A 21,333-nucleotide genomic window follows, 5' to 3' on the forward strand; every position below is an offset into this window, starting at 1 on the left:
ACCGTCTTGCCCGACTTACCCGGTGATGTCTTCCACTTCTTTTTGCGCTTTTTCCGCCGCTTCCTGGACGGTCATCTTGTCGAACATGGCGGCGCTGACGTAGTAGCCGACGCGGTCGAGGATCTGTCCCAGCTTCGGGCTCGGCGGGATCCAGGAGATGCCCTTCTCGACCAGCACGTTCGCGTCGTTAAGCGCTTCGAGCTGAACCGGATACGAGATGTTCTTGGCTGCGAGCTCCTCGTCCTTGTAGACCGAGGTCCGTACGGGAACCCCGCCGCCTTGCACGTATTCTTTCGCTTTTTCCTTGCTGTTCATATACACGATGAAGGCCCATGCGGCTTCTTGCTTCTTGGACAGCGAGGAGATCGACATGTTCCAGCCGGCGAGCGCGCTGGCGCGGCCTGCCGGGCCTTCCGGCGTCGGCACGAACCCGACCTTGTCCGCGACTTGGGAGCCGCTCGGATCGAGGATCCGGTTCGCGAGCGCGGTGGCGTCGAGCCACATCGCCGCTTTGCCCGTCGTGAAGGCGGACAGCGCTTCCTCGTGCGTATAGGAGGCGACGTCCTTCGGCGCGTTCTGGAGCAGATCGACGTAGAACTGCATCGCCTGGATCGTCTTCGGATCGGTCATCGTCGCCTTGCCGGTCTTCTGGTCAATGAAGCCCCCGCCGAAGTTGTACATCAGGCTAAGCAGGCCGGAGGCCGCGTGCGTGCCGCGCTGGGCGCGCATCGACACGCCGTACAGGCCGTCTTCCTTGCCGTTGAAGAACTTCGCGAGCTCGAGGAACTCGTCCATCGTTTTCGGCGGCTGCTTGCCGTACTTGTCGAACAGATCCTTGCGGTAGGCGATGAACCGCGTCTCGCCCGCCGTCGGGATGCCGTACGTCTTGCCTTCGTACTTGCTGATGCCGTTCCGGTAAGCCGGGACGATATCCTCGTAGTCGAACCAATCCGGCGTCAGCGTCTTGTCCGCGATCAGCTTGTCGAGCGGTTCGACGACTTTCTTCGCGCCGTATTCGCTCATCCAGAAGCCGTCGACCATGAGCACGTCGTACGTCCCGGTGCGACCGGTGAAGTCGAGCAGCTGCTTGTTCTTCAGGTAGCCTTCCTCCATGACCTCCCATTTGACGTGGATGCCGGTCAACGCTTCGAATTCCTTCGTCATCTTCTGGAAGGAGTCGGTCGAAGGGTGACTCGCGAAGGCGAGGTTGATCTCCGTGCCGTCGTACTTGCTCTTGATCGTCTGGCCCCAATCGGCCAAAGTGCCGACCGAGCCGGATGCCCCGCCGGAGGCGGAAGACGATGCCGACGGGCTTGGCGAATTCGAGGCGTTGCTCCCGCCGTTTCCGCTCGAGCAAGCCGCGAGCGAAGCGGTCAGAACGGATGCGACCGCGATTTGCATGATTTTTTTAGCCACAAGCGTACACTCCTTCTCTGGTTGTCCTATGGACTTCTCTATCCTTTTTCCAACTCGGCTGCGCTAGCCGATCCCCCGTTAAACCTGACATGTCACTTGAGGTAACAATCCAAATTCTAAGACTTGCAAAGGCTTTCAGCAATGTATCCTGACACCGAATCTTGTCTTCAAAAAACTAAATCGCTTGCATTCCATAAAAAAATGAACCTTGATGTCAAGGTTCATGACATTGTTATGGCGACGGCGTCTAATGCTTCTCTTTATATTCCAGCGGGGAGACGCCGTAATGCTTCTTGAACACCTTCGAGAAATAAGGGTAGTCGTTGAACCCGCACGCGTCGGCTACGGCCGCGATCTTGGCGTCCGTCTGCGCGAGCAGGAAGGCGCTGGCCTTCTCCAAGCGATAGTCGTTCAAGTACTGGGTGATCGGCTTCGCCATGACTTCGCGGAACATCTTGCTCATGTACGCCGGGCTCACTTTGGCGTTCGCCGCGATCGCTTGAAGGTTCAGTTCCTTGTCCCCGTAGCGCGCTTCGATGAAGCGGACCGCTTCGTCGACGACGCGCTTGTTGCGCGGGGACCGCTTGTCCGAGATCGAGGCGATCAGCGCGTCCAGATATTGTTCCCAATTGGCGCGCATCTCATCGACGGAGCCGGCCACGCGCAGCTCCTCCGCCGCTTGCGCCTTGGGGTATCCCTTGAGCAGCAAGTACAGCTCCGAACGGAACAGCAGCTCGAAGTGTCCCATGATCCGCTTCAGCTCCGTCCAGGAATAGCCTTTGTCCGCGCAGAAGCCGAACCATTGCCCCAGATGCTCCCGCGACTCGCGCTCGTGCTCGCCCATGACGTCGCGGGCTAACGCCCCGACGATCCCCGTCATCGCCCGGATGCTGTCGAAGTCCATGAGCGAGGTCCATTTGGCCGGATCCTTGAGCAGCGTCTTGGACAGCACTTGGTTCAGGCTCTCTTGGGTAATCGGCTTCAGCAGGTAGTCCGCCACCTGGTGCCTCAGCGCGCGCTGCACGTAGTGAAAGTCCGCGTGGCCCGTCAGGACGATCAGCTCGATATCCGCATGCATCTCCCGGATGCGCTCGATCAGGTCCAGCCCGTCCATCACGTTCATCTCGATATCGGTCACGATCAGGTCGGGCTTGCTCTCCGCGATCGCAAGCAGCGCTTCTTCGCCGTTCCTCGCCTCCCGCATCTCCGTGATCGCGATATGGCTGTTCTCCAGCAGCTTCATGACCCCTTTGCGGATCACCGGCTCGTCGTCAACGATCAAGATCTTCATCGCCGTTCCCCCTCTTCGGCAGCAGGATCGCTACGTCCACGCCGCCCGACATCGATTCTTGCACGTTCAGCCCGTACGGCGCGCCGTAGCGGAGCCGGATGCGGTTCTGCACGTTGCGCAGGCCGATGCCCGACGGCGCGTCTTCTCCGGCGCCGCTCCCCTCGCCTGCGACCTGCAGGAGCTCGTTCATCCGCAGCAGCCGTTCCTCCTCCATGCCTTCTCCGTTATCTTCGACATGAATGACATAGCTGCGGTCGTCCACGTCTTCGGCATAGAGCCGCAGATAGTAGTCGCGTTGCCCCGTGAAGGCGTACTTGAACGCGTTCTCCACGATCGGCTGCAGCGTCAGCTTGACGATCGGGTAACGGCCGTATGCCGCCAAGCCGTCCATATCGATCTCGAGCTCGGGGTAGCGCTCGTGCTGAATGTCCAAATACGTGCGCACGTGGGCCGCTTCGACGGCCAGGGGCACCTCCGCCTTCGGGTGGCCGATCGAATAGCGGAAGAAGTCGGCTAGCGCCTTGCTCATGCGGCTGACGCTCGGCACCTCGTGGATGATCGCCTGGCAGTTGATCACTTCCAGCGTGTTGTACAGGAAGTGCGGATTGATCTGGTTCTGCATCGCGAGCAGCGTCGCATCCTTCTGCTTCATCTCCGCGTTCAGCTTCTTCATCTCGGCGTCGTGGGCCTTGTCGATCGATTGGGTCATGTTCTCCAGCATCCGGTTGAAGCCGTTGCCCAGAATCCCGACCTCGTCGGCGAATTTGCCGTTGAACCGCACGTCCAGATCGCCGAGCTCCGCCTTCTTCATGAGCCGCAGCAGCTTCTTGACCGGCCGGACCAGCGACAGCGACAGAATCAGCGAGATGAACAGCGTGATCAGCGCGATCGCGACGATAATGTAGGGCTGAATGCTCCGGACCTTGCGAACCGCTTGGTCGATGAACGTCTGCTTGATGTGCGCCTGTACCTGAAACCCCGACTGGCCGAGGTTCGACTCCATCCGGATATCGCGTACCGGATCGACGTCTTCGCGCGAAGTGGGCGACGCGTACACGATCTCGCCTGCCGCGTTGCGCAGCTCAAGGTTCAGGTCGGCGGTCGCGAGCAGGCGGAAGGCGTCGCTGAACATCTTGCCGTTGAGGCGCACGACGAGGATGCCGTCCCGCCCTTGGGCGTCATATCGGCTCAGCGTGAGGTAGATCGTCTTCAAAGAGCGGTCCTGGAAAAAGAGCAGCTCCTCCGTCGGCTGCGACCAGAAGTTGCTCCGCCCCGCGATGAAGTCCCGGTACCAGCTCTGGGCGCGGTAATCCATCTCGGGCACGGGCGTCAGCTCCGAATCGTAGAACAGCGTCTCCTTGTCCCCGTCCGCGTGGTCCCGGAGCAGGAAAAACACCGATTCGAGCTCGCTCGAATACTGCAGGCGGAAGGCGCCGAGCGCGTTCTCGGCCCAAGTCCGGTCCCGGCGCGCTTCGGAAGTCCCGTCCGCGGTGGAGGTCGCCATGAGCCGGTTCCCGTTGCCCGAGTATTCGAAGAAGTAGTGCACATTGTTCACGATCCGGTAGAGCTGGTTGTCCAGATTGAGCGCCGTCTGGTCGATGGAGCGCTGCACCCGGTAGATCTCGTTGTTCGTCAGCACTTCCTTGAAGTAGCGCTGGTAGACGAACGCCATGCCGAACACGCCGATGAACGATACGATCGAGATGGAGATGAAGATCTTGGTGAAAAACTTGCGGTTCATGATCAGCTTGACGATCCAGTCCATGCGGCGCTCCCCCTCTCTGTCGGTTCTCGGCTGCTGAAGCGCTTCCGCGGCATTTGAGTCCATTCTAACGGAACCTCCGCCTTATTTCATCCCTTGGGCCGCTGGTACATCATGCTTGTCCGTGCGGACCAAGTTCGCGACCGCGCAAGTAAAAACGGCTTTGCCGTCTTCTTACGCGGCGACACGTTTTTATCGGAGGTCATGCGAATTGGGATAGGCGTGAAACTTATAAATGCCGGATGATCAAAAAATCCCGCCGATTCGGCGGGATTTGATGTTCGAAGCGCGTTTGCGGAGGCCGTTTTTATTTGACCTTCACGCGGATGCTGACGGTCTTGCCGCCGTAGGCCGCCTTGATCGTGACGCTGCCTTTGGCAACCGCCGTGACCGTGCCGTTCGTCGCTTTGGCGACTTTGGCGGACGGCGCCGTATAGGCCGAGTACGAAGTGACGTCGAGCGTTCTGCCGTTCTCGTAGACGGCCGTCACGACGACCTTCTCCGACGCGCCGGGCGCCAACGTCAGGGACGGCTCCGACACGGTCAGCTTGCTCAGCTTCGCCTTGACCGTGACCGGAACCTCCAACTGCTTGCCTTGGATGGAGGCGGTCAGCTTGCCGCTGCCTTCCTCGGCGAGCGACTTGACGATGCTGCCCTTCACCGTGAGGAGCGTATTCGATGAAGCTTGCCATTCGACGCGGGTGCTGAGGGTTACCTTTTTGCCCGACTTGGTGTTGCCGGTCACCTTGATCGACTGGGACTTGTTCAAAGTCAGCGAGACGGCGGCCGGTTCGATGACGAAGCTCGCGTACTCTTCCTCCACCGTTACTTGGACGCGAACCGTCTTGTTCGAGTACGTGCCCGTCAGCGTTACCTTGGCGGGAAGCAGACCTTTCAGCGTCTTCTCCCTCACGACCAGGTTGGTCGAGGATGACTTCCAAGTGACCTTGTCCGTCACGTCTTCCTCGTTGCCGTCCTCATAGACGACCCGAATCTTGGGCAGGTCGACCTCCTTGCCGATGACGATGCTCACGTTGTCGTTGTCCGCGATGAGCGTCAGCGCCTTCTTGGTCACGTTCACTTCCAGCGACTTCGCGATCTCGCCGCCGGCGCCGTTCACGATCTTCGCCGTCAGCGTGGCCGTGCCGACATCCAATGCCTTCCATTTGCCGTCTTCGTCGAGGCTGACGATCCCTTCGTCCGAAGAGGTCCAGGTCACGGCCTTGCCGAGATCGACGGCGCCGCCGTTAATCGAGGTTCCCTTGACCGACGGGAGATCGCCCTTGTCGTCCACATAGACGTCCAGCTTCGTCTTCCCGAGCTCCATCTTCTCGATCGTCGGGTAGACCGTCACGGACAATTCTTTGGAGACGCCCTTGTAGGTCAGCTTGATCTTGGTCGTGCCTTCGCCGCGCGGCGTGATCGTCGCCGTGCCGCCGTTACCGCTCACCGAGGCGACGAGCAGATTGGCCGATTCCCATACCGCTCCGATCAGGTCCGGATCCGTCGACGCGCCGTTCACGGCCTTCGCCGTCACGGGCAAGGGCTCGCCTTGAAGCGACAGGTATTGGGCTTCGTTAGGCGACAGCTGCAGCGCCTCATAGGGCGCGCGTACTGCCAGGGTAGCCGTGCCGACCGAGCCCATGTACGTTGCCGTGATCGTAGCCGTGCCTGGGCTGACCGCCTTGATCTTGCCCTTCTCGTCGACGGTCGCTACTGCTTCGTTGCTGCTTTTCCAGGTGGCCAGAGAAGCGACGTTCTCCTTGCCGCCCCCGGACTTGGTCGCCATGGCCTTCAGCTGCTGATCGGCTTCGCCGACCTGCATCTCGAACGGGCCGGCCTTGCCGTCGGACGACTGGATCGCCAGCGTCTTGTAGGGCAGCGTTACGTTAAATTCGATCTTATCCGTTCGGCCTTGATACTTCGCGGTGATCGTCGTCTTGCCGGCGGCGACAAGCGTGACGACGCCTTTGTCGACGGTCGCGACCGCTTCGTTCGAAGAAGTCCAGCTCGCCTTGGCGGTCAGGTCCGTCTCCGCGCCGCCGTCGACGCCGAACGCGTCCAGGCTGTGCGATTCGCCGAGCTGCACGTCGAGCTTGTCCGGCGCCGCTTCGGTCAGGCCGTGGCGCTTCAGCGTCAAGCCGGAGTAGCGGTAGCGGGCGTTCAGCGTCACGCTGGCGGAGTAGCCTTGATATTTGCCCGTGATGACGACGTTGGTCGCTTCGCCGTTTGCCGTCACGACGCCTTTGTTGACGGTGACCGCCGAATTGGAAGAGATCCACGTCGCGTCGTTGGTGACATTGTCCGTTCTGGCGGAGCCGTCCACGCTCAAGTTCGCCCACAGCAGCAGGGCGAGGGAGCCGTCTTCGACGTACAGCGTCTTCTCGTCCGGCGTCAGCTCGTCCAGTCGCACGCTGGATACCGTCGTCGCGGCGGAGGCGATGCCCGATTCCCCGATCGGGAGCCAGAGCAGAATCGCGAACAAGAAGACCGCCGTCAGGCGCGTCAAGATCGAAGAGGGACGTGTGCTAGCGGGCTGTTTCCTTGCGTTGCGGATGCTGATCATCGTTCGAGTGTTCCTCCTAAGGCACGAATTCTTTGGATTTCCAGGGTCAGTCCTAACGTTAGTAACGGCATCCGCGCTGGGAAAATGAAGAAAATGACGAAAAAACGGGACATAAGTCGCAATTCATCAAGACTACGCTTCCTCATGGAAAGCGGCTATGTGCCGAGGGGATGTGATTGAACTTCGGGTTGGAAGGCTGGAAAAGACGGGAGCAAAGGTGTCGGACACTCGGGCGCGGGAGGAGCCGAGGGGCGAGTATCGAGGGGGCGCGTTAACTGTGAATGGCGGGCGGGTAGAAGTAACCGTGCAAGTCGGATTTGCGGCGTATATTCGAGTGCGTGATAGTCTGGAGGCGAGAGGCGAGGGGCGCGATAATCGCAAAAGGAGGCTAGTTTGAGGCTACACAGGGCCGAGCGGGGTGCGATAACTGCATAAGACGGTTATCTCGGGGCTAAACGCGGCCGAACAGACCACGATAACCGCAACAAACGGTTATCTCTAGGCTAAACAGGGCCGAACAGGCCACGTTAACCGCCAAAGATGGTTATCTCCGGCTACATAGGGCTGAGCGGGGCACGATAACCGCCAAAAGCGGTTATCTCGGGGCTAAACGCGGCCGAACAGACCACGATACCCGCAACATACGGTTATCGCGAGGCTAAACACGGCCGAACAGACCACGATACCCGCAACATACGGTTATCTCGAGGCTACATTGGGCTGAGCGGGGCGCGATAACCGCAATAGGCGGTTACTTCAAGCTACACAGCGCCGAGCACGCCTCCCCCAGAGGTGCCCTTCGCGCTTCCTTTCCCCGACAAACAGAAAGCGCCCCGCCCGCAGAAACTTCTGCAGGTGGGGCGCTTCCGTCCGCTCGCAAGGTCAAACCGAGAGATCGACGTTCCCGCCCAGATGCGGCTGAACGCTCTGCTGCATCATGCGGACGAGCTCTTGGCCTTGCTGTTCCGACTGATCCTTCGCTTTGGCCAGCACGGCGATGCCGACCTCTTGCTTGAGTGCGGCGGTCGCAACCGCGGTCACTCCGCTAATGGCGCTCATCAACAGACCTCCTCATGCGGTATTAGGAAAACAAAAACGGTTTCGCCGTCTTCTCAGAAGAGGGCGATACGTTTTGATCGAACAAGCCCAGACTACCACATTATCCCTGCGCGAGATAGAGGGAACCTTCGTCCGATGCCGCACGGCGGCGGCGTACGGCGAACAGGACGACCGTGAACGCCGCGAACGCCACGGCGTAAACGGCCATGAGCAGCAGCTGCTCGCCGATCCGCGAGGCAGGGCCGTTCGACAAGGCCACTCGCAGCGCTTCGATCGCGTGCGTCATCGGCATCCAGCCGCTGATGTGCTGCAGCCAAGCCGGGAGCAGCTCGGTCGGATACGTGCCGGCGCTGGAGGCCAGCTGTAGCGTGAGCAGCACGATCGCGAGGAACCGCCCGATCGTGTCGGCCAATGTAACCAGGAACTGCACGATCGCCATGAAGGTCAGCCCGATGACGGCGGTGATGCCGTAGAATGCGGCCACGTGCGGCACCTTCAAGCCGAGGCCGGCGATCAGCACCGTGTCCACGAGCACCGTCTGCAGCACGACGATCGGCGCGAACAGCAGCAGCTTGGACAGGTACCAGCACCAGCCGCTCTTCACTACGCCGGCCGCGTCGCGGAGCGGCAGGATGACGGTGGACATGAGCACTCCGACGTACAAGCCGAGGGCGAGGAAGTACGGCGTCATGCCCGTGCCGTAGTTCGGCACGTCCGTGAGCTTGTGCTCGGTGACGCCGATCGGATCGGCGAACATCTCGGTCTGCTTGTCGCCCGACTTCAGGTCGGAGGCTTGCTTGGACGCATCGCCCAGCTTGCTCGACAGCTCGCCCGAGCCGTCCTGCAGCTGCTTGAGTCCATCCTGCAGCTTCACCGTACCGTCGGCGAGCTGCGTCGCGCCGCTCTTGACGGTACCCACGCCCTTGCCGGCGTCGGTCAAGCCCTGCTGCAGCGTGCCCGCGCCCGCCGCCAACTTCCCGGCGCCTGCGGCCAGATCCGACGCGCCGATCTGCGCCGCGCCCAGCTTGGCGCCGAACGTGCCGAGCCCCTGCCGCAGCTTCGCCGTCCCGGCTTGCAGCTGCGCCGCGCCGGACGCGAGGTCCTGCTGACCGGCGGAGAGCTTACCTGCGCCGTCGGCTACCGCGGCCGCGCCTTGGTGCGCCTGCTCCGCGCCCGCGGCTACCGCTTGCGCGGAGGCCAGCAGCTGCTGCAGCGCCGCGGCATCCGCATCGTCCTTGTGCGCCTCGGCGTACTGCTTCAGCCCGGCCGCCAGCTTCCCGGCGCCGTCCGCGACCGCGGCGACGCCCGTCTGCGTCTGCTCCGCACCGGCGGCCAGCGTCTTGCCGCTCTCCGCCAGCTTCCCGGCGCCCGCGGCCACTTGACCGGCCGCCGCGTCGGCTTGCGCCGCGCCGGCTTCGAGCTGCGCTTCGCCGGCACCCAACTGCTTCAGACCGTCCGCGAGCGAAGCCGCGCCCTTCGCGGCCGACTGCGCGCCGCTCGTCAAGCTGGCCGCGCCGCCCGCGAGCTGGCCGACCCCTTGCTGCAGCTTAATCGTGCCGTCGGCCAGTTTCGCCAGGTTGTCGTGCAGCTGCTGCGCGCCGTCTTTGGCGTCCTTCGCGCCGTCGGCAAGCTTCGACGCCCCGTCGCTCGCTTCGCCGAAGCCGTTCGCGGCTTCGCCGACCGAGGAGAAGACGGCATCGGCGTACGCCTTGGTGACTTCGTGCGCCACGTCCGTCTTGAGCTTCTCCGAAGCCTGCTCTCCAATCCGCGAAGTCAGGTAGTTCCAACCGTCGTCGACGTAGTATTGGATGTCGGCCTGCTGCGGCGTCTCGTCCTGCAGCGTCGCCGTCTTTTTCGAGAAATCCTCGGGAATAACGAAAGCCAGCGAATAGCGGTGATCCTTTAACCCCTCCATCGCATCCTTGGCGTTCGTGAACGCCCACTTGAAGTCGTCCTTCTTCTTCAGCTCGTCGACCAGATCGCTGCCGATCGCGAGCTGCCGGTCCTTCATCGTCGCGCCGGCATCCTCGTTCACGACCGCCACGGGGAGATCGCCGAGCTTGCCGTACGGATCCCAGAAGGCGCCGATCAACATCCCGCTATAGAGCAGCGGAATGACCATGAGGCCGACGATCGACAGCATCGCCATCTTGCTGCGCGAGAGCCGCCGGAATTCCCCCGCGACGACGCCGGGAGCTTTGCTTGATTTTGCCATGTTCATCTCTCTCCTTTATCCCTATCCGCCTTGCTTCAATACTTATTGACCATTTCCCTCATTTGGTCAATTCAGAGCAAAAAAAGAAGCGATCAACGGACCGCCAAACCTTCGATGCAGTAGAACCGGAAGTTCGTCAGCACTTCCTCCGCGCTTAAGGGCTCGTGCAGGTGGCTGCCCTCTGACGTGAGCGCCAAATACATCTTCAGCATCATGTACGCGGTGAGCGTCGGATCGGCCCGCTGGATCTCGCCCTTGTCCATCGGTTCCCGCAGGTGGCCGGCGATGTAGGCGATGATCGACCGCTCTACCGTCTCGAGTCCTTCCTTGGCCATCGGAGTCCCGAGATCGCGCACCTCCTGCGATAGCTTGACGATCAGCGCATGGCGGTCGCGATAGCCGAGCACGCGCTGCAGCACCTGCATAAGGTTGTCGGCGAACGGCAGCGAATGATCCACGGTCTCCTCGGCTACCGCGCGAAGCTCGCGGATCAGATCCTTCAGAATCTCTTCGAACAGCTCTTCCTTGTTGGCGAAAAAGGTGTAGATCGTCCCTTTGCCGACGCCGGCGGCCTTCGCGACCTGATCCATCGTCGTCGCCTTGTAGCCGAACGCGGCGAACGAGCGGGAAGCCGCTTCGATCACCTGTTTGCGCCGATCCGGCGTTCTGCGCTCCATGAGGGTCATGAGCGGCTCTCCTCCCGTTGCCCGCGTCGCGGAAGACTGTCGTGAACTGACCAAAATAACAATTCGGTCAGTTCGTTCTAACACACGATAACACATCGCGGCTTTCGTTTCAATAGTTAGATGCCGTAGTCCGCCTTCAGACTGTCCAGCTGCGTCTGACAACGCTCCGCCCAGCGCTTCATCCGGTCGATCCGCTCCGCCTCCGCGCCGAACGCCGCGGCCAGCGACTCCCGGTATTCCGGGATCTCGCCGCCGTACGGCTTGACCTCGTGGGACAGCGCCCACACCTTCTCCCGATAAGCCGATGCCCGGCGCTCGTGGAACAGCGCCGCGTCCGGATTGAAGGAGCTGTGCAGGTCTCCCTGCGTCGGATGCCGCAGCACGGCTAGCACCTCCACCAGCGTCCGGCGGCCGTCCGTCTCCACGACCCGTCCGATATATTGTCCCGTCTTGTACTCCGCCCTGACGATCGATTGCTCCGTCTCCATTTCATGCGCCTCCCGTCCTTGATCTACCTGCATTCTACAACATGCGGCTACCGGTTTGCACGGGCACACACAGCAATCGGCCAAGGCTGTCAATTCCTTGTAAAAAATCCCCCTCGCACTTGTCCCCGGCCTTCGAACCGCGTAATATGGAAGTAGGTAAAGTGGGGGATCTTTTGCGATGCGTAAAAAACGAATTTTACTGCTTTCGGAAGGCTTCGGCACCGGACATACGCAGGCCGCGTACGCGCTGTCCGTCGGGCTGCGCCAGCTGTCTCCGCGCGTCCAGACCCGCGTCATCGAGCTGGGGACGTTCCTCAATCCCGTCATCGGGCCGCTGATCTTGTCCGCTTACCGCAAGACCGTAAGCAAACAACCGAAGCTTGTCGGCAAACTATACAAGGGTCACTATCATAAATCGCTCAATCGGCTCACCCGGTTCGCGCTGCACCGCCTGTTCTACAATCAGGTCTCCGACGTGGTGCGCCAGCTGAAGCCCGACATGATCGTCTGCACCCATCCGTTCCCGAACGCGGTCGTAAGCCGCCTGAAGCAGCTGGGACTGGATGTCCCTTTGTATACCCTGATTACCGATTACGATGCGCATGCCACCTGGACGAACCCGGAGGTCACGACGTACCTCGTCAGTTCCCCGACGGTGCTGAACAAGCTCGTCTCCCAAGGCGTGCCCCCTTCCCGGGTCGAGGTGACGGGCATTCCCGTCCATCCGAACTTCTGGCATCCGCACGACCGGGCCGAGATCCTGTCCCAGTTCGAACTGTCGGACATGCCCACCGTGCTCATCATGGGCGGCGGCTGGGGACTCATGGCCGGGGAGCAGATGGTCGAGTACATGACGACGTTCGCCGACCGCGTTCAGCTCATCCTGTGCATGGGGAGCAACGAGAAGGCGCGCGAGAAGCTGCTGGCCGATCCGCGCTTCCAGCATCCGAACGTCAAGGTGCTCGGGTTCACCAAGGAGATCAGCAAGCTGATGGACGTCTCCGATCTCCTCGTGACCAAACCGGGCGGCATGACCTGCACCGAAGGCATGGCGAAGGGCATCCAGATGCTGTTCTACGAGCCGATCCCCGGACAGGAGGAGGAGAACCTCGACTACTTCGTCGCGCACGGCTTCGGCGAGCTCCTCACCTCTACCGAGACGATCGACCGCTGGTTCAAGCTCATCCAGGTGCCGTACGCGGCATATCAGCACCGGGACACGCTCCTCGCCTTGCGCAACGCCGAATACCATCCGACCAAGTGCGCCGAAGCGATCCTCGCGCTGCTGAAGGACGATCTCACAGCCGTCGAGTGACTTATCGCGGAAAAGAAACGCCTCTCGCTCGCATGCGGGAGGCTTGTTTCGGTTAGGAAACTGGACGGCGGTACGTGACAGCAAACGTTGACGTTAGTCGATTTTATCGACGATCTCCCTGCATTCGGCCGCCTGGAAGCGCGCGTTCGTCGATTTTATCGACGATCTCCCTGCAATCGGCCACCTTGAAGCGTGCGTTCGTCGATTTTATCGACCATCTCCCTGCACTTGGCCGCCTTGAAGCGCGCGTTAGTCGATTTTATCGACCATCTCCCTGCACTTGGCCACCTTGAAGCACGCGTTAGTCGATTTTATCGTCCATCTCCCTGCACTTGGCCACCTGGAAGCGCGCGTTAGTCGATTTTTTCGACCATCTCCCTGCACTTGGCCACCTGGAAGCGCGCGTTGGTCGATTTTATCGACCATCTCCCTGCATTCGTCCGCCTGGAAGCGCGCGTTGGTCGATTTTATCGACGATCTCCCCGCATGCAATCGCGCATTGCATCTCAATGTCGACTTTTCTAGTCACGCTGCCCGCCTCCATCCTCAAACGACAAGAAGGCCGGTCAGCATACCGCTGTCCGGCCCTTCCTTTTGATTCATCGGCGATCGCCCTGCGATCAGAGCGCGCTGCCGCCGTATAGGAAGCGGTACTCCCAATGCTTGCCTTCGATGCTGTCCACGCGGACGCCGCCGGACGCCTTGGAGTACGTATGGAGCACTTGACCGTTGCCGAGATAGATGGCCGCGTGCGAGACCCGCTCGCCGAAAGGCGATTTACCGGCGTAGTTGGATGCCTTGGTCCCCTTGTAATCCATGAAGAACATCAGATCGCCGCGCTTCAGCTTATGCCAGTCGGTCGTGGCGTTGCCTTTGCCCTTCACGTAGGCGGCCTGCTGCCGGGAATCGGCGGGCAGCGTCATGCCGAGGCCGTCCTTGAACGCTTGGCGGATGAAGGCCGAACAATCGAATGTCTTGGTGGAGTTGCGATCCGAGCCGAATTCATACGGCGTGCCCAGATACTTCATGCCGGCCGAGATCGCCTTCTCGGCGCTCGCGTTGGCGGACGGAGCGGGGGTTGGCGCCGGCGTCGGCGTTGGCGTCGGCTTTGGCATCGGCGTTGGCGCGGGCGTCGGCTTCGGCGTCGGTATCGGCTTTGGCGTTGGCGTTGGTGTCGGCGTCGCCAAGCCTTCCAGCTTTATGTATTGCGACGAAGCGCTCACGTAACCCGACACGCCGTTGGCGTCCGTCACGGCGTACCAGTAGCTGTTGGGCTGGCCGGTGACGGTGACGCGTTCGCCCTTCTTCAGGAAGCGGATCTGCGCGCCGCTGGCCGACGGCGTTTGGCGGAAGTTGACGGAGCTAACGATGGAGGCGTTCCCGCCCGGCGCAGGACTGGCTGGAGCTTGTCCGACGCGGATGTATTTGGCGCTCGAAGAGACGTACCCCACGCTGCCGGTGCGATCTTCGACTTTATACCAGTAATCGTTGACCTTCTGCAAGAGGGTGATCGGATCGCCTTGCTTCAGATAACGGATGACGTTGGATGAGGTGCTGGGCTGGTCCCGGAAGCTGACCGTCGCGACGACGTCCGCCGTGCCCGCGCTCGCGGTTGCGGCCGAGGCGAGACCCGGGATGGCGGAAGCGAACAACAACGAGGACAAGAGACCGATAACTCCGCGTTTCATGGGGATAAGACATCCTCCTAACGATGGATTTTGTGGAAATTTGTCGAAACAAACAATCCCACGGGTCCATTATAGTTCGGACGCCCGCCCCTTCCATCAGACGGACGGCTTAGTCGGCCTTTCCTCTCTAGGAAGACAGTTCCGCACGCGAATAGGCAAAAAGAACGGGGAGCGTTGTCCCCGAAGGACTTTCGCTCCCCGCTTTCAATTATTTACCAACCCAAAGGGCGCTTTCCCAAGCCGGAACGGCCTCCCTTATCCGCCCAGCAAGGACAAGGCTTGACGGGCCGTCTCGGCGACGATCTCCTCGGCGCGCTGGCCTTCTTTCAGCAGACGGGTTCCTTGCCCCGCCCATAAGGACATATAGTCCGAACGGCTCTGCCGGGCGGCGGCGTTCCGGATATCTCTCGTCGCGGTATTCTGCGTGGGGAACGGAAGCGGCGCCGTGCCTCCGTCTTCCCATTGCCGGATGAACGCGTTGCGGATGCCCCGGGCCGGACGGCCGGAGAACGCTGCGGTAAGGACGGTGCTCTCTTCGTCGCTGTCCAGCAGCGCCTGCCGGTATGCCTCGTGCGCCCCGGACTCGGCGGCGACAAGGAACCTCGTCCCCATCTGAACCCCTTGGGCCCCGAGCAGTATCGCGGCGGCCAGCCCGCGCCCGTCCATGACGCCTCCGGCCGCGATCACCGGGATGCGGACGTTGTCGACCGCTTGCGGAATCAGCGCAAACGTGCCTACGTTCGCCCCCATCGGATGTTCCGCGACATCGAAGGTGCCGCGGTGACCGCCCGCTTCCCCGCCCTGAGCCACGACCGCGTCGCATCCGGCCTGCTCGGCCAAGACCGCTTCGCGCACCGTCGTGGCCATCGCCAGGATCTTCATGCCGGCCGAACGCGCGGCCAGAGCGGCCGATGCCGGGAGCAGGCCGAAGGCCGTACTCAGGACGGGCACCCGTTCCTCCAGAACGACCGCCAGCTGCTCTTCGAAGCGGTCCGCGGTCTTGAGCGGCCCCTCCGCGGCGGGCGGCAATCCCAAGTCCGCCCTGGCCCGGTCCAACTGCCGTTGGACTTGTTCGATATTCGAATTGTCGTCCCTAAGGTCGACCGCGAATAGATTGACCGCGAACGGCCGATCCGTCAGCTGCCGGACGGTCCGGATCGCTTCGCGGATGTCCGCCGGCGCCATGTAGGCGGCGCCCAGCGTACCGAGCCCGCCCGCGCGGGACACCGCGGCGGCGAGCGCCGGCGTGGAAGGTCCTCCCGCCATGCCCGCGAGCACGATCGGATATTCGATTCCCAATCGCTCGCAGAGGACCGTGCTTAACTTCGTTTTCATCTCGCTACCCGCTTTCCTTCTCCGTCATCCCGTTTCTGGCTGTTGTCCCTTAGACGCGCGGTAGCGTCCGAGAGTTGCGCGGCATGACCCCGCGTCTCAAAAAAAGCGAGCCCGAGGCCGTCGGCCTGGAGCTCCAAGGAAATGATTATATTGAAAAGGGGGGTCATTCATACCTTGTACAAATCGGCGGGGATTGAAACAGCTCCAATATTACAATTGTGTTACAAAGTTGGGCGCATCCGCGCAGGCCCTCCTCCCCCCGGTCGAGTCCGGTTCGCGAACGGCAAAAACCCCGCCGCGCCGAAGCGCGACGGGGCCGGAGAAACGCCGGTTAAGCCGGCAGCATGCGCGCGCGCAGCTCCTTGATCTCCGGGCTCTCGAGGTACTCGTCGTACGTCGTCATCCGGTCGATCAAGCCGTTCGGCGTGATCTCGATAATGCGGTTGGCGATCGTCTGGATGAATTGATGGTCATGCGACGTGAAGATCATCGTCTCTTCGGTATCGACGAGGCCGTTATTCAGCGCGGTGATCGACTCGAGGTCCAAGTGGTTGGTCGGCTCGTCGAGCAGCAGCGTGTTCGCGCCGGTCAGCATCATCTTGGACAGCATGCAGCGCACCTTCTCGCCCCCGGACAGCACCGAAGCCTTCTTCAGCGCTTCGTCGCCGGAGAACAGCATCCGGCCGAGGAAGCCGCGGATGAACGACTCGTCCTGATCCTTGGAGTACTGGCGCAGCCAGTCCACGAGCGACGTCTCGACGCCGTCGAAGTAGGCGGAGTTGTCCTTCGGGAAGTAGGCCGGCGTGATCGTTACGCCCCAGTTGACCGAGCCCGAATCCGGCGTCGCTTCGCCCATCATGACCTGGAAGAGCGCCGTCTTCGCTTGGCCGTACGGGCCCACGAGCGCGATCTTGTCGCCCTTGTTCACGACGAAGGAGACGCCGTCCAGCGCCTTCTCGCCTTCGACGGTCAGCGTCACGTTGTCTACGGTCACGATCTGCTTGCCCGCTTCGCGCTCCGGCTTGAACTGGATGAACGGATACTTCCGGCTCGAAGGACGAATGTCGTCCAGCGAGATCTTGTCGAGCATCTTGCGGCGGCTCGTCGCTTGCTTCGCCTTGGACTTGTTGGCGGAGAAGCGTTGAATGAACGCTTGGAGCTCCTTGATCTTGTCTTCCTTCTTCTTGTTCTGGTCGCGCATCAACTGCGTGGCGAGCTGGCTCGACTCGTACCAGAAGTCGTAATTGCCCACGTACATCTGGATCTTGCTGAAGTCGATATCGGCGATGTTCGTGCAGACCTGGTTCAGGAAGTGCCGGTCATGGGATACGACGATGACGGTGCCCGTGTAGCGGGACAGGAACTCTTCCAGCCAGTTGATCGACTCGAGGTCCAAGTGGTTGGTCGGTTCGTCCAGGAGCAGGATGTTCGGCTGGCCGAACAGCGCCTGGGCGAGCAGGACGCGGACCTTCTCGTTGCCGCCGAGCTCCGCCATCTTCTTGTCGTGCAGGTCGGTCGTGATGCCGAGGCCGTTCAGCATCTCCGCGGCGTCGCTCTCGGCTTCCCAGCCGTTCATCTCGGCGAACTCGGCTTCGAGCTCGCCCGCGCGCATGCCGTCTTCGTCGGAGAAGTCTTCCTTGAGATAGATCGCGTCTTTCTCCTTCATCACCTTGTACAGGCGTTCGTAGCCCATGATGACGGTCTCGAGCACGGTATACTCGTCGTACTCGAAGTGGTTCTGCTTCAAGACGGCCATGCGCTCGCCCGGGGTGATGAAGACTTCGCCGCTGGAGGGCTCGACTTCGCCGGACAGAATCTTGAGGAACGTCGACTTGCCGGCGCCGTTGGCGCCGATCAGGCCGTAGCAGTTCCCCGGGGTGAACTTGATGTTGACATCCTCGAACAGCGGGCGTTTCCCGAATCTGAGGCTGACGTTGTTAACTGTAATCATGAATCCAATCCATCCTTTGCTTCATTATCGGTGACATGGCTCTGCGTGAAACGCATGGTTTCGCCATGATGCAGCAAAAATAACTTATCGCGGGAAATGCCGAGACGGGATCGTTCGGACTCTAGCCGCTCGAGCGCCTGCTTCGGCGTATCGTCGGACAGTTTGAACGCCCCGTAGTGCATCGGGACGAAGAAGTCCGCGCCGAGATCGAGATACGCCTTGAGGGCTTCTTCGGGACTGACGTGCTGGGCGGCCATGAACCACTCGGGATCGTAGGCGCCGATCGGCATCAGGGCCACGTCGATATCGAAGCGGCGGCCGATCTCCGCGAAGCCGCGGAAGTACCCGCTGTCCCCGGCGAAATAAATCGTCGGGCCGCCGTAGATCTCCATCACCCAGCCGCCCCAGTGGGAATTGTTCATGTCCCAAGGATTGCGCCGGGTCCAATGCTGCGCCGGCACGAACGAGAACTTGACGCCGTGGAGCGAAATGTCTTCCCACCAGTGCATCTCCTGCACCTGGCGGAATCCCCGCAGCTCCAGCTTCCGGCTGAGTCCGGCGGGCACGAAGAGCCGCTTGGGGCCTCTCAGCCGCCGCAGCGAGCCGAAATGGAGATGATCGTAGTGGGAATGGGAGACGAGCACGACGTCGACGGACGGCATGTCCGACAACTCTACGCCGGGCGGCGCCAGACGCTTCTGCAGCGCCATTCGGCGCGCCCAGACCGGGTCGGTGACGATATTCAGGCCGCCCATCTGGATCAGGAACGTGGAGTGGCCGATCCAGGTAATGGACGGCTCTTGGCGGTTGTGCTGCAAAAAGGACAAGTCGGGAGCGACGCTGGGAACACAATCCTGGTATTCCTTGTTCATCAGTTTCTGCAGCCGTTCTTGGCGCCATCGTGCGAACTGGTGTCTACCCGCGCTCCCGGCGCGTATGGAATCCAGGTTGCCGTAGCGACTTTTGCGCATGAAACCCCTCCGTGGATGTACTCCTTCATACTATAGCAGGAAAAGCGCGATTGTACCAAACAAGTAACAACCGCCTGCGCCTCTTTTTTGAAGCGGCGAATACGGTTTTATCGGAGACGATTCGGAAAAGGAGGCGCGAACGCACCCTCTCCGAATCGCTCCGGCAAGCCTGGCCGCGCCTTCTTTGGGGAAGAAGCGGAGCCGGGTTAGCGGCTTCATCCGTCTTAATTCGTGCTATGAACGCGGCGGCTTGGCGGCCGCGTTGGTCCATTTGAATATGTACCCGTTTTTGGCCGTCCGCGACGTTCGGCGCGAGGCTGGCGCGAGCGGCTTCGCCGGCTTGCCGGAGTCGGGAGACGCGTTCCGATCGGAGAGCCTTCGGGAAGGGACGGACGTGACGCGAAAGGATCCATTCGGTATGATGAAAGGAAAAGACTCCCGGAGAGCGAGGATGACCTATGAAGCTGTTATCGATTGAACCGACGCCTAGTCCGAATTCCATGAAGCTGAACGTGGACGAGAAGCTCGCGTCTCACGAGCGCTATACGTATACCTTGGCCCAACGGGACCAAGTTCCGCCGTTCTACCACCGGTTGCTGGGCATTGCGGGCGTGAAGGCGGTATTCCGCGCCGCCGACTTCATCGCGGTGGACCGCAAGCCGAACGCCGATTGGGCCGTCATTCTCGGGGCGGTCCGCGATCTGTTCGGGGCCGACAGCGTCGCGGACGCCGCGGGTGCGTCTCCGGACGCCTACGGCTTCGGGGAGGCGCGGGTGCTCGTGCAGATGTACCGCGGCATCCCGATGCAGATCCGCGTGCAGAGCGGGGGGCAGGAAGCCCGGGCCGCGCTGCCCGACAAGTTCGCGAAGGCGGTGTCCGAAGCGGCGGGCTCCTCGATGATCCGCGAGCGGAAGCTCGAGGAGTTCGGCGTCCGTTACGGCGACCCCCAGGACATCCTGGAGGAAGTGAAGCGGGAGCTGAACGCGGCGTACCCGGACGACCGTCTGCGGTCGCTGATCGAACAGGCGCAGGCGATGGGCGCGCAGGCGGGCGAGGAAGCCGCGCCGCCGGAACCGCCGGCGCAGCTGACGCTGGAGGAGCTGGCCGAGCGGCTGCAAGCGCCCGATTGGGAGACGCGCTACGCGGCGCTCGCCCGGCTGAAGCCGGAGTCGACGCATCTGCCCCTGCTCGCGCAGGCCGTGCGCGACACGCAGGTATCGGTGCGCCGGCTCGCCGTCGTCTACCTCGGCGACCTGCGCATCCCGGAGGCGCTGCCGCCGCTGTTCGGCGCGCTGCAGGACTCGTCGGCGTCCGTGCGCCGGACGGCGGGCGACACGCTGTCCGATATCGGCGACCCCGCCGCGATCGGACCGATGGTAAAGGCGCTCGGCGACGGCAACAAGCTGGTGCGCTGGCGCGCGGCCCGGTTCCTCTACGAAGCCGGCGACGAGACGGCGCTTGAAGCCTTGGAGCGCGTCGCGGCGACGGAGCAGGAATTCGAGGTGAAGCTGCAGGCGGAGATGGCCGTCGCGCGTATCCGGAGCGGCGAGGAAGCGGCCGGCTCGGTGTGGCAGCAAATGACGCGGATGCGCGAGCAACAGGACGGACAAGGCGCCAAGTAAGCACGCGATCGCCCTTAACGGCGGCGGATGCGGCTGCAAGTCTGGCACTCCAATTAAAGGATCGGCGGCGGCCATTGACATGAAACCAAATGGTTTCGTATAATCAACACGAAACCATTTGGTTTCTCATTTTAACTTTTGGAGGTCCTTCGCATGTCGCAAAACGCAACCCTTCCCGATATCCGTCAGACGCTCGAATTCAATGCCCCGATCCAAAAAGTGTGGAACGCCGTCTCCACGGCGGAGAGCATCGGCGCATGGTTCATGCCGGTCATCGGTTTCGAGCCGGTCGTCGGCCGCGAGTTCGAGCTGAACGCCGGCCCGTTCGGCATGTCGCCCTGCAAGGTGACGGAGCTGGATCCGCCGAGCCGCCTGAGATTCAACTGGGGCAAAGACTGGACGCTCACGTTCGAATTAAAGGAATTGGACGGCGGACGCACCGAATTCACCTTGATCCACGGCGGCTGGAGCGAGGACGTCCTGACCGAATTCGGCGAATCCCACCGCATCGTGCGCGACCGGATGGCTCAGGGCTGGACCGGCATCGGCGCGAAGCTGCGCGGCTACGTCGAGGGCTAAATGGCGGAGGCGGCGCCCAAGCACGACGTCTTCCAAGCCATCGCCGACCCGACCCGCCGCAAGCTGCTCGGCCTGCTGTCGGAGCAAGAGATGCCCGTGACAGCGCTCAGCAGCCATTTCCCGATGAGCCGTACCGCCGTCTCCAAGCACCTGCGCATCCTCTCCGAGGCCGGACTGGTGGCGGAGCAGAAGGTCGGCCGGGAGACGCGCTACCGCCTGCAGCCCGAGCCGCTGCAGGAGCTCCGCGATTGGCTCGGCTACTTCGAGCGCTACTGGAACAACAAGCTCGCCGCCTTGAAGCTGCTGGTGGAGAGCGACGATCCGGCAAGCTTGCCGAAAGGTCCGCGGCCGCTGGACGAACGGCGCGAATAGACAAGAAGCAACCCTGT

16 protein-coding genes are annotated in these 21,333 nt (G+C 61.8%); 4 read left to right on the forward strand and 12 right to left on the reverse strand.

Annotated elements, in window-relative coordinates:
- Positions 1-15: 15 nt before the first annotated feature.
- From H7C19_RS13680 to kapB, 8 genes are all read right to left on the reverse strand, one after another.
- A complete protein-coding gene (locus tag H7C19_RS13680; RefSeq protein WP_185143206.1) occupies positions 16-1,416 on the reverse strand; it encodes an ABC transporter substrate-binding protein in 1,401 nt (466 codons plus the stop codon).
- Positions 1,417-1,663: 247 nt separating this feature from the next.
- Positions 1,664-2,707 carry a response regulator gene (locus H7C19_RS13685; RefSeq protein WP_185143207.1) on the reverse strand — a complete coding sequence of 348 codons (1,044 nt, stop codon included), beginning with the start codon at positions 2,705-2,707 and terminating at the stop codon, positions 1,664-1,666.
- Entirely contained in the window at positions 2,688-4,535 is a 1,848-nt protein-coding gene (locus tag H7C19_RS13690; RefSeq protein WP_185143208.1) for a sensor histidine kinase, read from the reverse strand. Before H7C19_RS13690 ends, H7C19_RS13685 begins: the two co-directional genes overlap by 20 nt.
- Positions 4,536-4,776: 241 nt before the next feature.
- Positions 4,777-7,035: an Ig-like domain-containing protein gene (locus tag H7C19_RS13695; protein WP_185143209.1), complete on the reverse strand. Its 2,259-nt coding sequence runs from the start codon at positions 7,033-7,035 to the stop codon at positions 4,777-4,779.
- An 882-nt stretch (positions 7,036-7,917) separates the two neighbouring features.
- Positions 7,918-8,094 carry a YjfB family protein gene (locus H7C19_RS13700; protein WP_185143210.1) on the reverse strand — a complete coding sequence of 59 codons (177 nt, stop codon included), beginning with the start codon at positions 8,092-8,094 and terminating at the stop codon, positions 7,918-7,920.
- 100 nt (positions 8,095-8,194) lie between these two features.
- Positions 8,195-10,309, reverse strand: coding sequence for a YhgE/Pip domain-containing protein (locus H7C19_RS13705; RefSeq protein WP_185143211.1), 2,115 nt, complete (start codon positions 10,307-10,309; stop codon positions 8,195-8,197).
- Positions 10,310-10,401: 92 nt separating this feature from the next.
- Positions 10,402-10,995 (reverse strand): TetR/AcrR family transcriptional regulator, encoded by a 594-nt coding sequence (locus H7C19_RS13710; protein ID WP_246469484.1) that lies wholly within the window; start codon positions 10,993-10,995, stop codon positions 10,402-10,404.
- A 116-nt stretch (positions 10,996-11,111) separates the two neighbouring features.
- A complete protein-coding gene (gene kapB, locus H7C19_RS13715) occupies positions 11,112-11,483 on the reverse strand; it encodes a sporulation phosphorelay system protein KapB (protein ID WP_185143212.1) in 372 nt (123 codons plus the stop codon).
- Positions 11,484-11,661: 178 nt separating this feature from the next.
- Here kapB and H7C19_RS13720 point away from each other — a divergent pair, with 178 nt between their 5' ends.
- Complete coding sequence (locus tag H7C19_RS13720; RefSeq protein ID WP_185143213.1) at positions 11,662-12,798, forward strand: MGDG synthase family glycosyltransferase; 1,137 nt, start codon at positions 11,662-11,664, stop codon at positions 12,796-12,798.
- 620 nt (positions 12,799-13,418) lie between these two features.
- Here the strand turns inward: H7C19_RS13720 and H7C19_RS13725 are convergent.
- The 4 genes from H7C19_RS13725 to H7C19_RS13740 all read right to left on the reverse strand — a co-directional run bounded on the left by H7C19_RS13725 (position 13,419) and on the right by H7C19_RS13740 (position 18,743).
- A complete protein-coding gene (locus H7C19_RS13725) occupies positions 13,419-14,486 on the reverse strand; it encodes a C40 family peptidase (RefSeq protein ID WP_185143214.1) in 1,068 nt (355 codons plus the stop codon).
- Positions 14,487-14,741: 255 nt separating this feature from the next.
- On the reverse strand, positions 14,742-15,821 hold the full coding sequence (locus H7C19_RS13730) for an NAD(P)H-dependent flavin oxidoreductase (RefSeq protein WP_185143215.1): 1,080 nt from the start codon (positions 15,819-15,821) through the stop codon (positions 14,742-14,744).
- A gap of 331 nt (positions 15,822-16,152) precedes the next feature.
- On the reverse strand, positions 16,153-17,772 hold the full coding sequence (locus tag H7C19_RS13735; RefSeq protein WP_185143216.1) for an ABC-F family ATP-binding cassette domain-containing protein: 1,620 nt from the start codon (positions 17,770-17,772) through the stop codon (positions 16,153-16,155).
- The gene (locus H7C19_RS13740; RefSeq protein WP_185143217.1) at positions 17,769-18,743 is read right to left on the reverse strand and encodes an MBL fold metallo-hydrolase; all 975 of its coding nucleotides are present in this window, start codon (positions 18,741-18,743) and stop codon (positions 17,769-17,771) included. The genes H7C19_RS13735 and H7C19_RS13740 overlap by 4 nt, the downstream gene beginning before the upstream one ends.
- Positions 18,744-19,201: 458 nt before the next feature.
- On the opposite strand from H7C19_RS13740, the gene H7C19_RS13745 reads away from it, so the two are divergent.
- The 3 genes from H7C19_RS13745 (at position 19,202) to H7C19_RS13755 (ending at position 21,316) form a co-directional block, all read left to right on the forward strand.
- Entirely contained in the window at positions 19,202-20,365 is a 1,164-nt protein-coding gene (locus tag H7C19_RS13745) for a conserved virulence factor C family protein (RefSeq protein WP_185143218.1), read from the forward strand.
- Positions 20,366-20,518: 153 nt separating this feature from the next.
- Complete coding sequence (locus H7C19_RS13750; protein ID WP_185143219.1) at positions 20,519-20,944, forward strand: SRPBCC family protein; 426 nt, start codon at positions 20,519-20,521, stop codon at positions 20,942-20,944.
- Positions 20,945-21,316: an ArsR/SmtB family transcription factor gene (locus tag H7C19_RS13755; protein ID WP_185143220.1), complete on the forward strand. Its 372-nt coding sequence runs from the start codon at positions 20,945-20,947 to the stop codon at positions 21,314-21,316.
- The last annotated feature ends 17 nt before the right edge of the window (positions 21,317-21,333 follow it).

Origin of the sequence: Cohnella nanjingensis, from assembly GCF_014212125.1 — a bacterium.
Taxonomy (GTDB): Bacteria; Bacillota; Bacilli; order Paenibacillales; family Paenibacillaceae; genus Cohnella; species Cohnella nanjingensis.

Excerpts from the sequence above, each read along its gene's own strand:
- H7C19_RS13685 (WP_185143207.1), bottom strand. The coding sequence starts at position 2,707 with ATGAAGATCTTGATCGTTGACGACGAGCCGGTGATCCGCAAAGGGGTC.
- H7C19_RS13690 (WP_185143208.1), bottom strand. The coding sequence starts at position 4,535 with ATGGACTCAAATGCCGCGGAAGCGCTTCAGCAGCCGAGAACCGACAGA.
- H7C19_RS13695 (WP_185143209.1), bottom strand. The coding sequence starts at position 7,035 with ATGATCAGCATCCGCAACGCAAGGAAACAGCCCGCTAGCACACGTCCC.
- H7C19_RS13700 (WP_185143210.1), bottom strand. The coding sequence starts at position 8,094 with ATGAGCGCCATTAGCGGAGTGACCGCGGTTGCGACCGCCGCACTCAAG.
- H7C19_RS13705 (WP_185143211.1), bottom strand. The coding sequence starts at position 10,309 with ATGGCAAAATCAAGCAAAGCTCCCGGCGTCGTCGCGGGGGAATTCCGG.
- H7C19_RS13710 (WP_246469484.1), bottom strand. The coding sequence starts at position 10,995 with ATGACCCTCATGGAGCGCAGAACGCCGGATCGGCGCAAACAGGTGATC.
- kapB (WP_185143212.1), bottom strand. The coding sequence starts at position 11,483 with ATGGAGACGGAGCAATCGATCGTCAGGGCGGAGTACAAGACGGGACAA.
- H7C19_RS13720 (WP_185143213.1), top strand. The coding sequence starts at position 11,662 with ATGCGTAAAAAACGAATTTTACTGCTTTCGGAAGGCTTCGGCACCGGA.
- H7C19_RS13725 (WP_185143214.1), bottom strand. The coding sequence starts at position 14,486 with ATGAAACGCGGAGTTATCGGTCTCTTGTCCTCGTTGTTGTTCGCTTCC.
- H7C19_RS13730 (WP_185143215.1), bottom strand. The coding sequence starts at position 15,821 with ATGAAAACGAAGTTAAGCACGGTCCTCTGCGAGCGATTGGGAATCGAA.
- H7C19_RS13735 (WP_185143216.1), bottom strand. The coding sequence starts at position 17,772 with ATGATTACAGTTAACAACGTCAGCCTCAGATTCGGGAAACGCCCGCTG.
- H7C19_RS13740 (WP_185143217.1), bottom strand. The coding sequence starts at position 18,743 with ATGCGCAAAAGTCGCTACGGCAACCTGGATTCCATACGCGCCGGGAGC.
- H7C19_RS13745 (WP_185143218.1), top strand. The coding sequence starts at position 19,202 with ATGAAGCTGTTATCGATTGAACCGACGCCTAGTCCGAATTCCATGAAG.
- H7C19_RS13750 (WP_185143219.1), top strand. The coding sequence starts at position 20,519 with ATGTCGCAAAACGCAACCCTTCCCGATATCCGTCAGACGCTCGAATTC.
- H7C19_RS13755 (WP_185143220.1), top strand. The coding sequence starts at position 20,945 with ATGGCGGAGGCGGCGCCCAAGCACGACGTCTTCCAAGCCATCGCCGAC.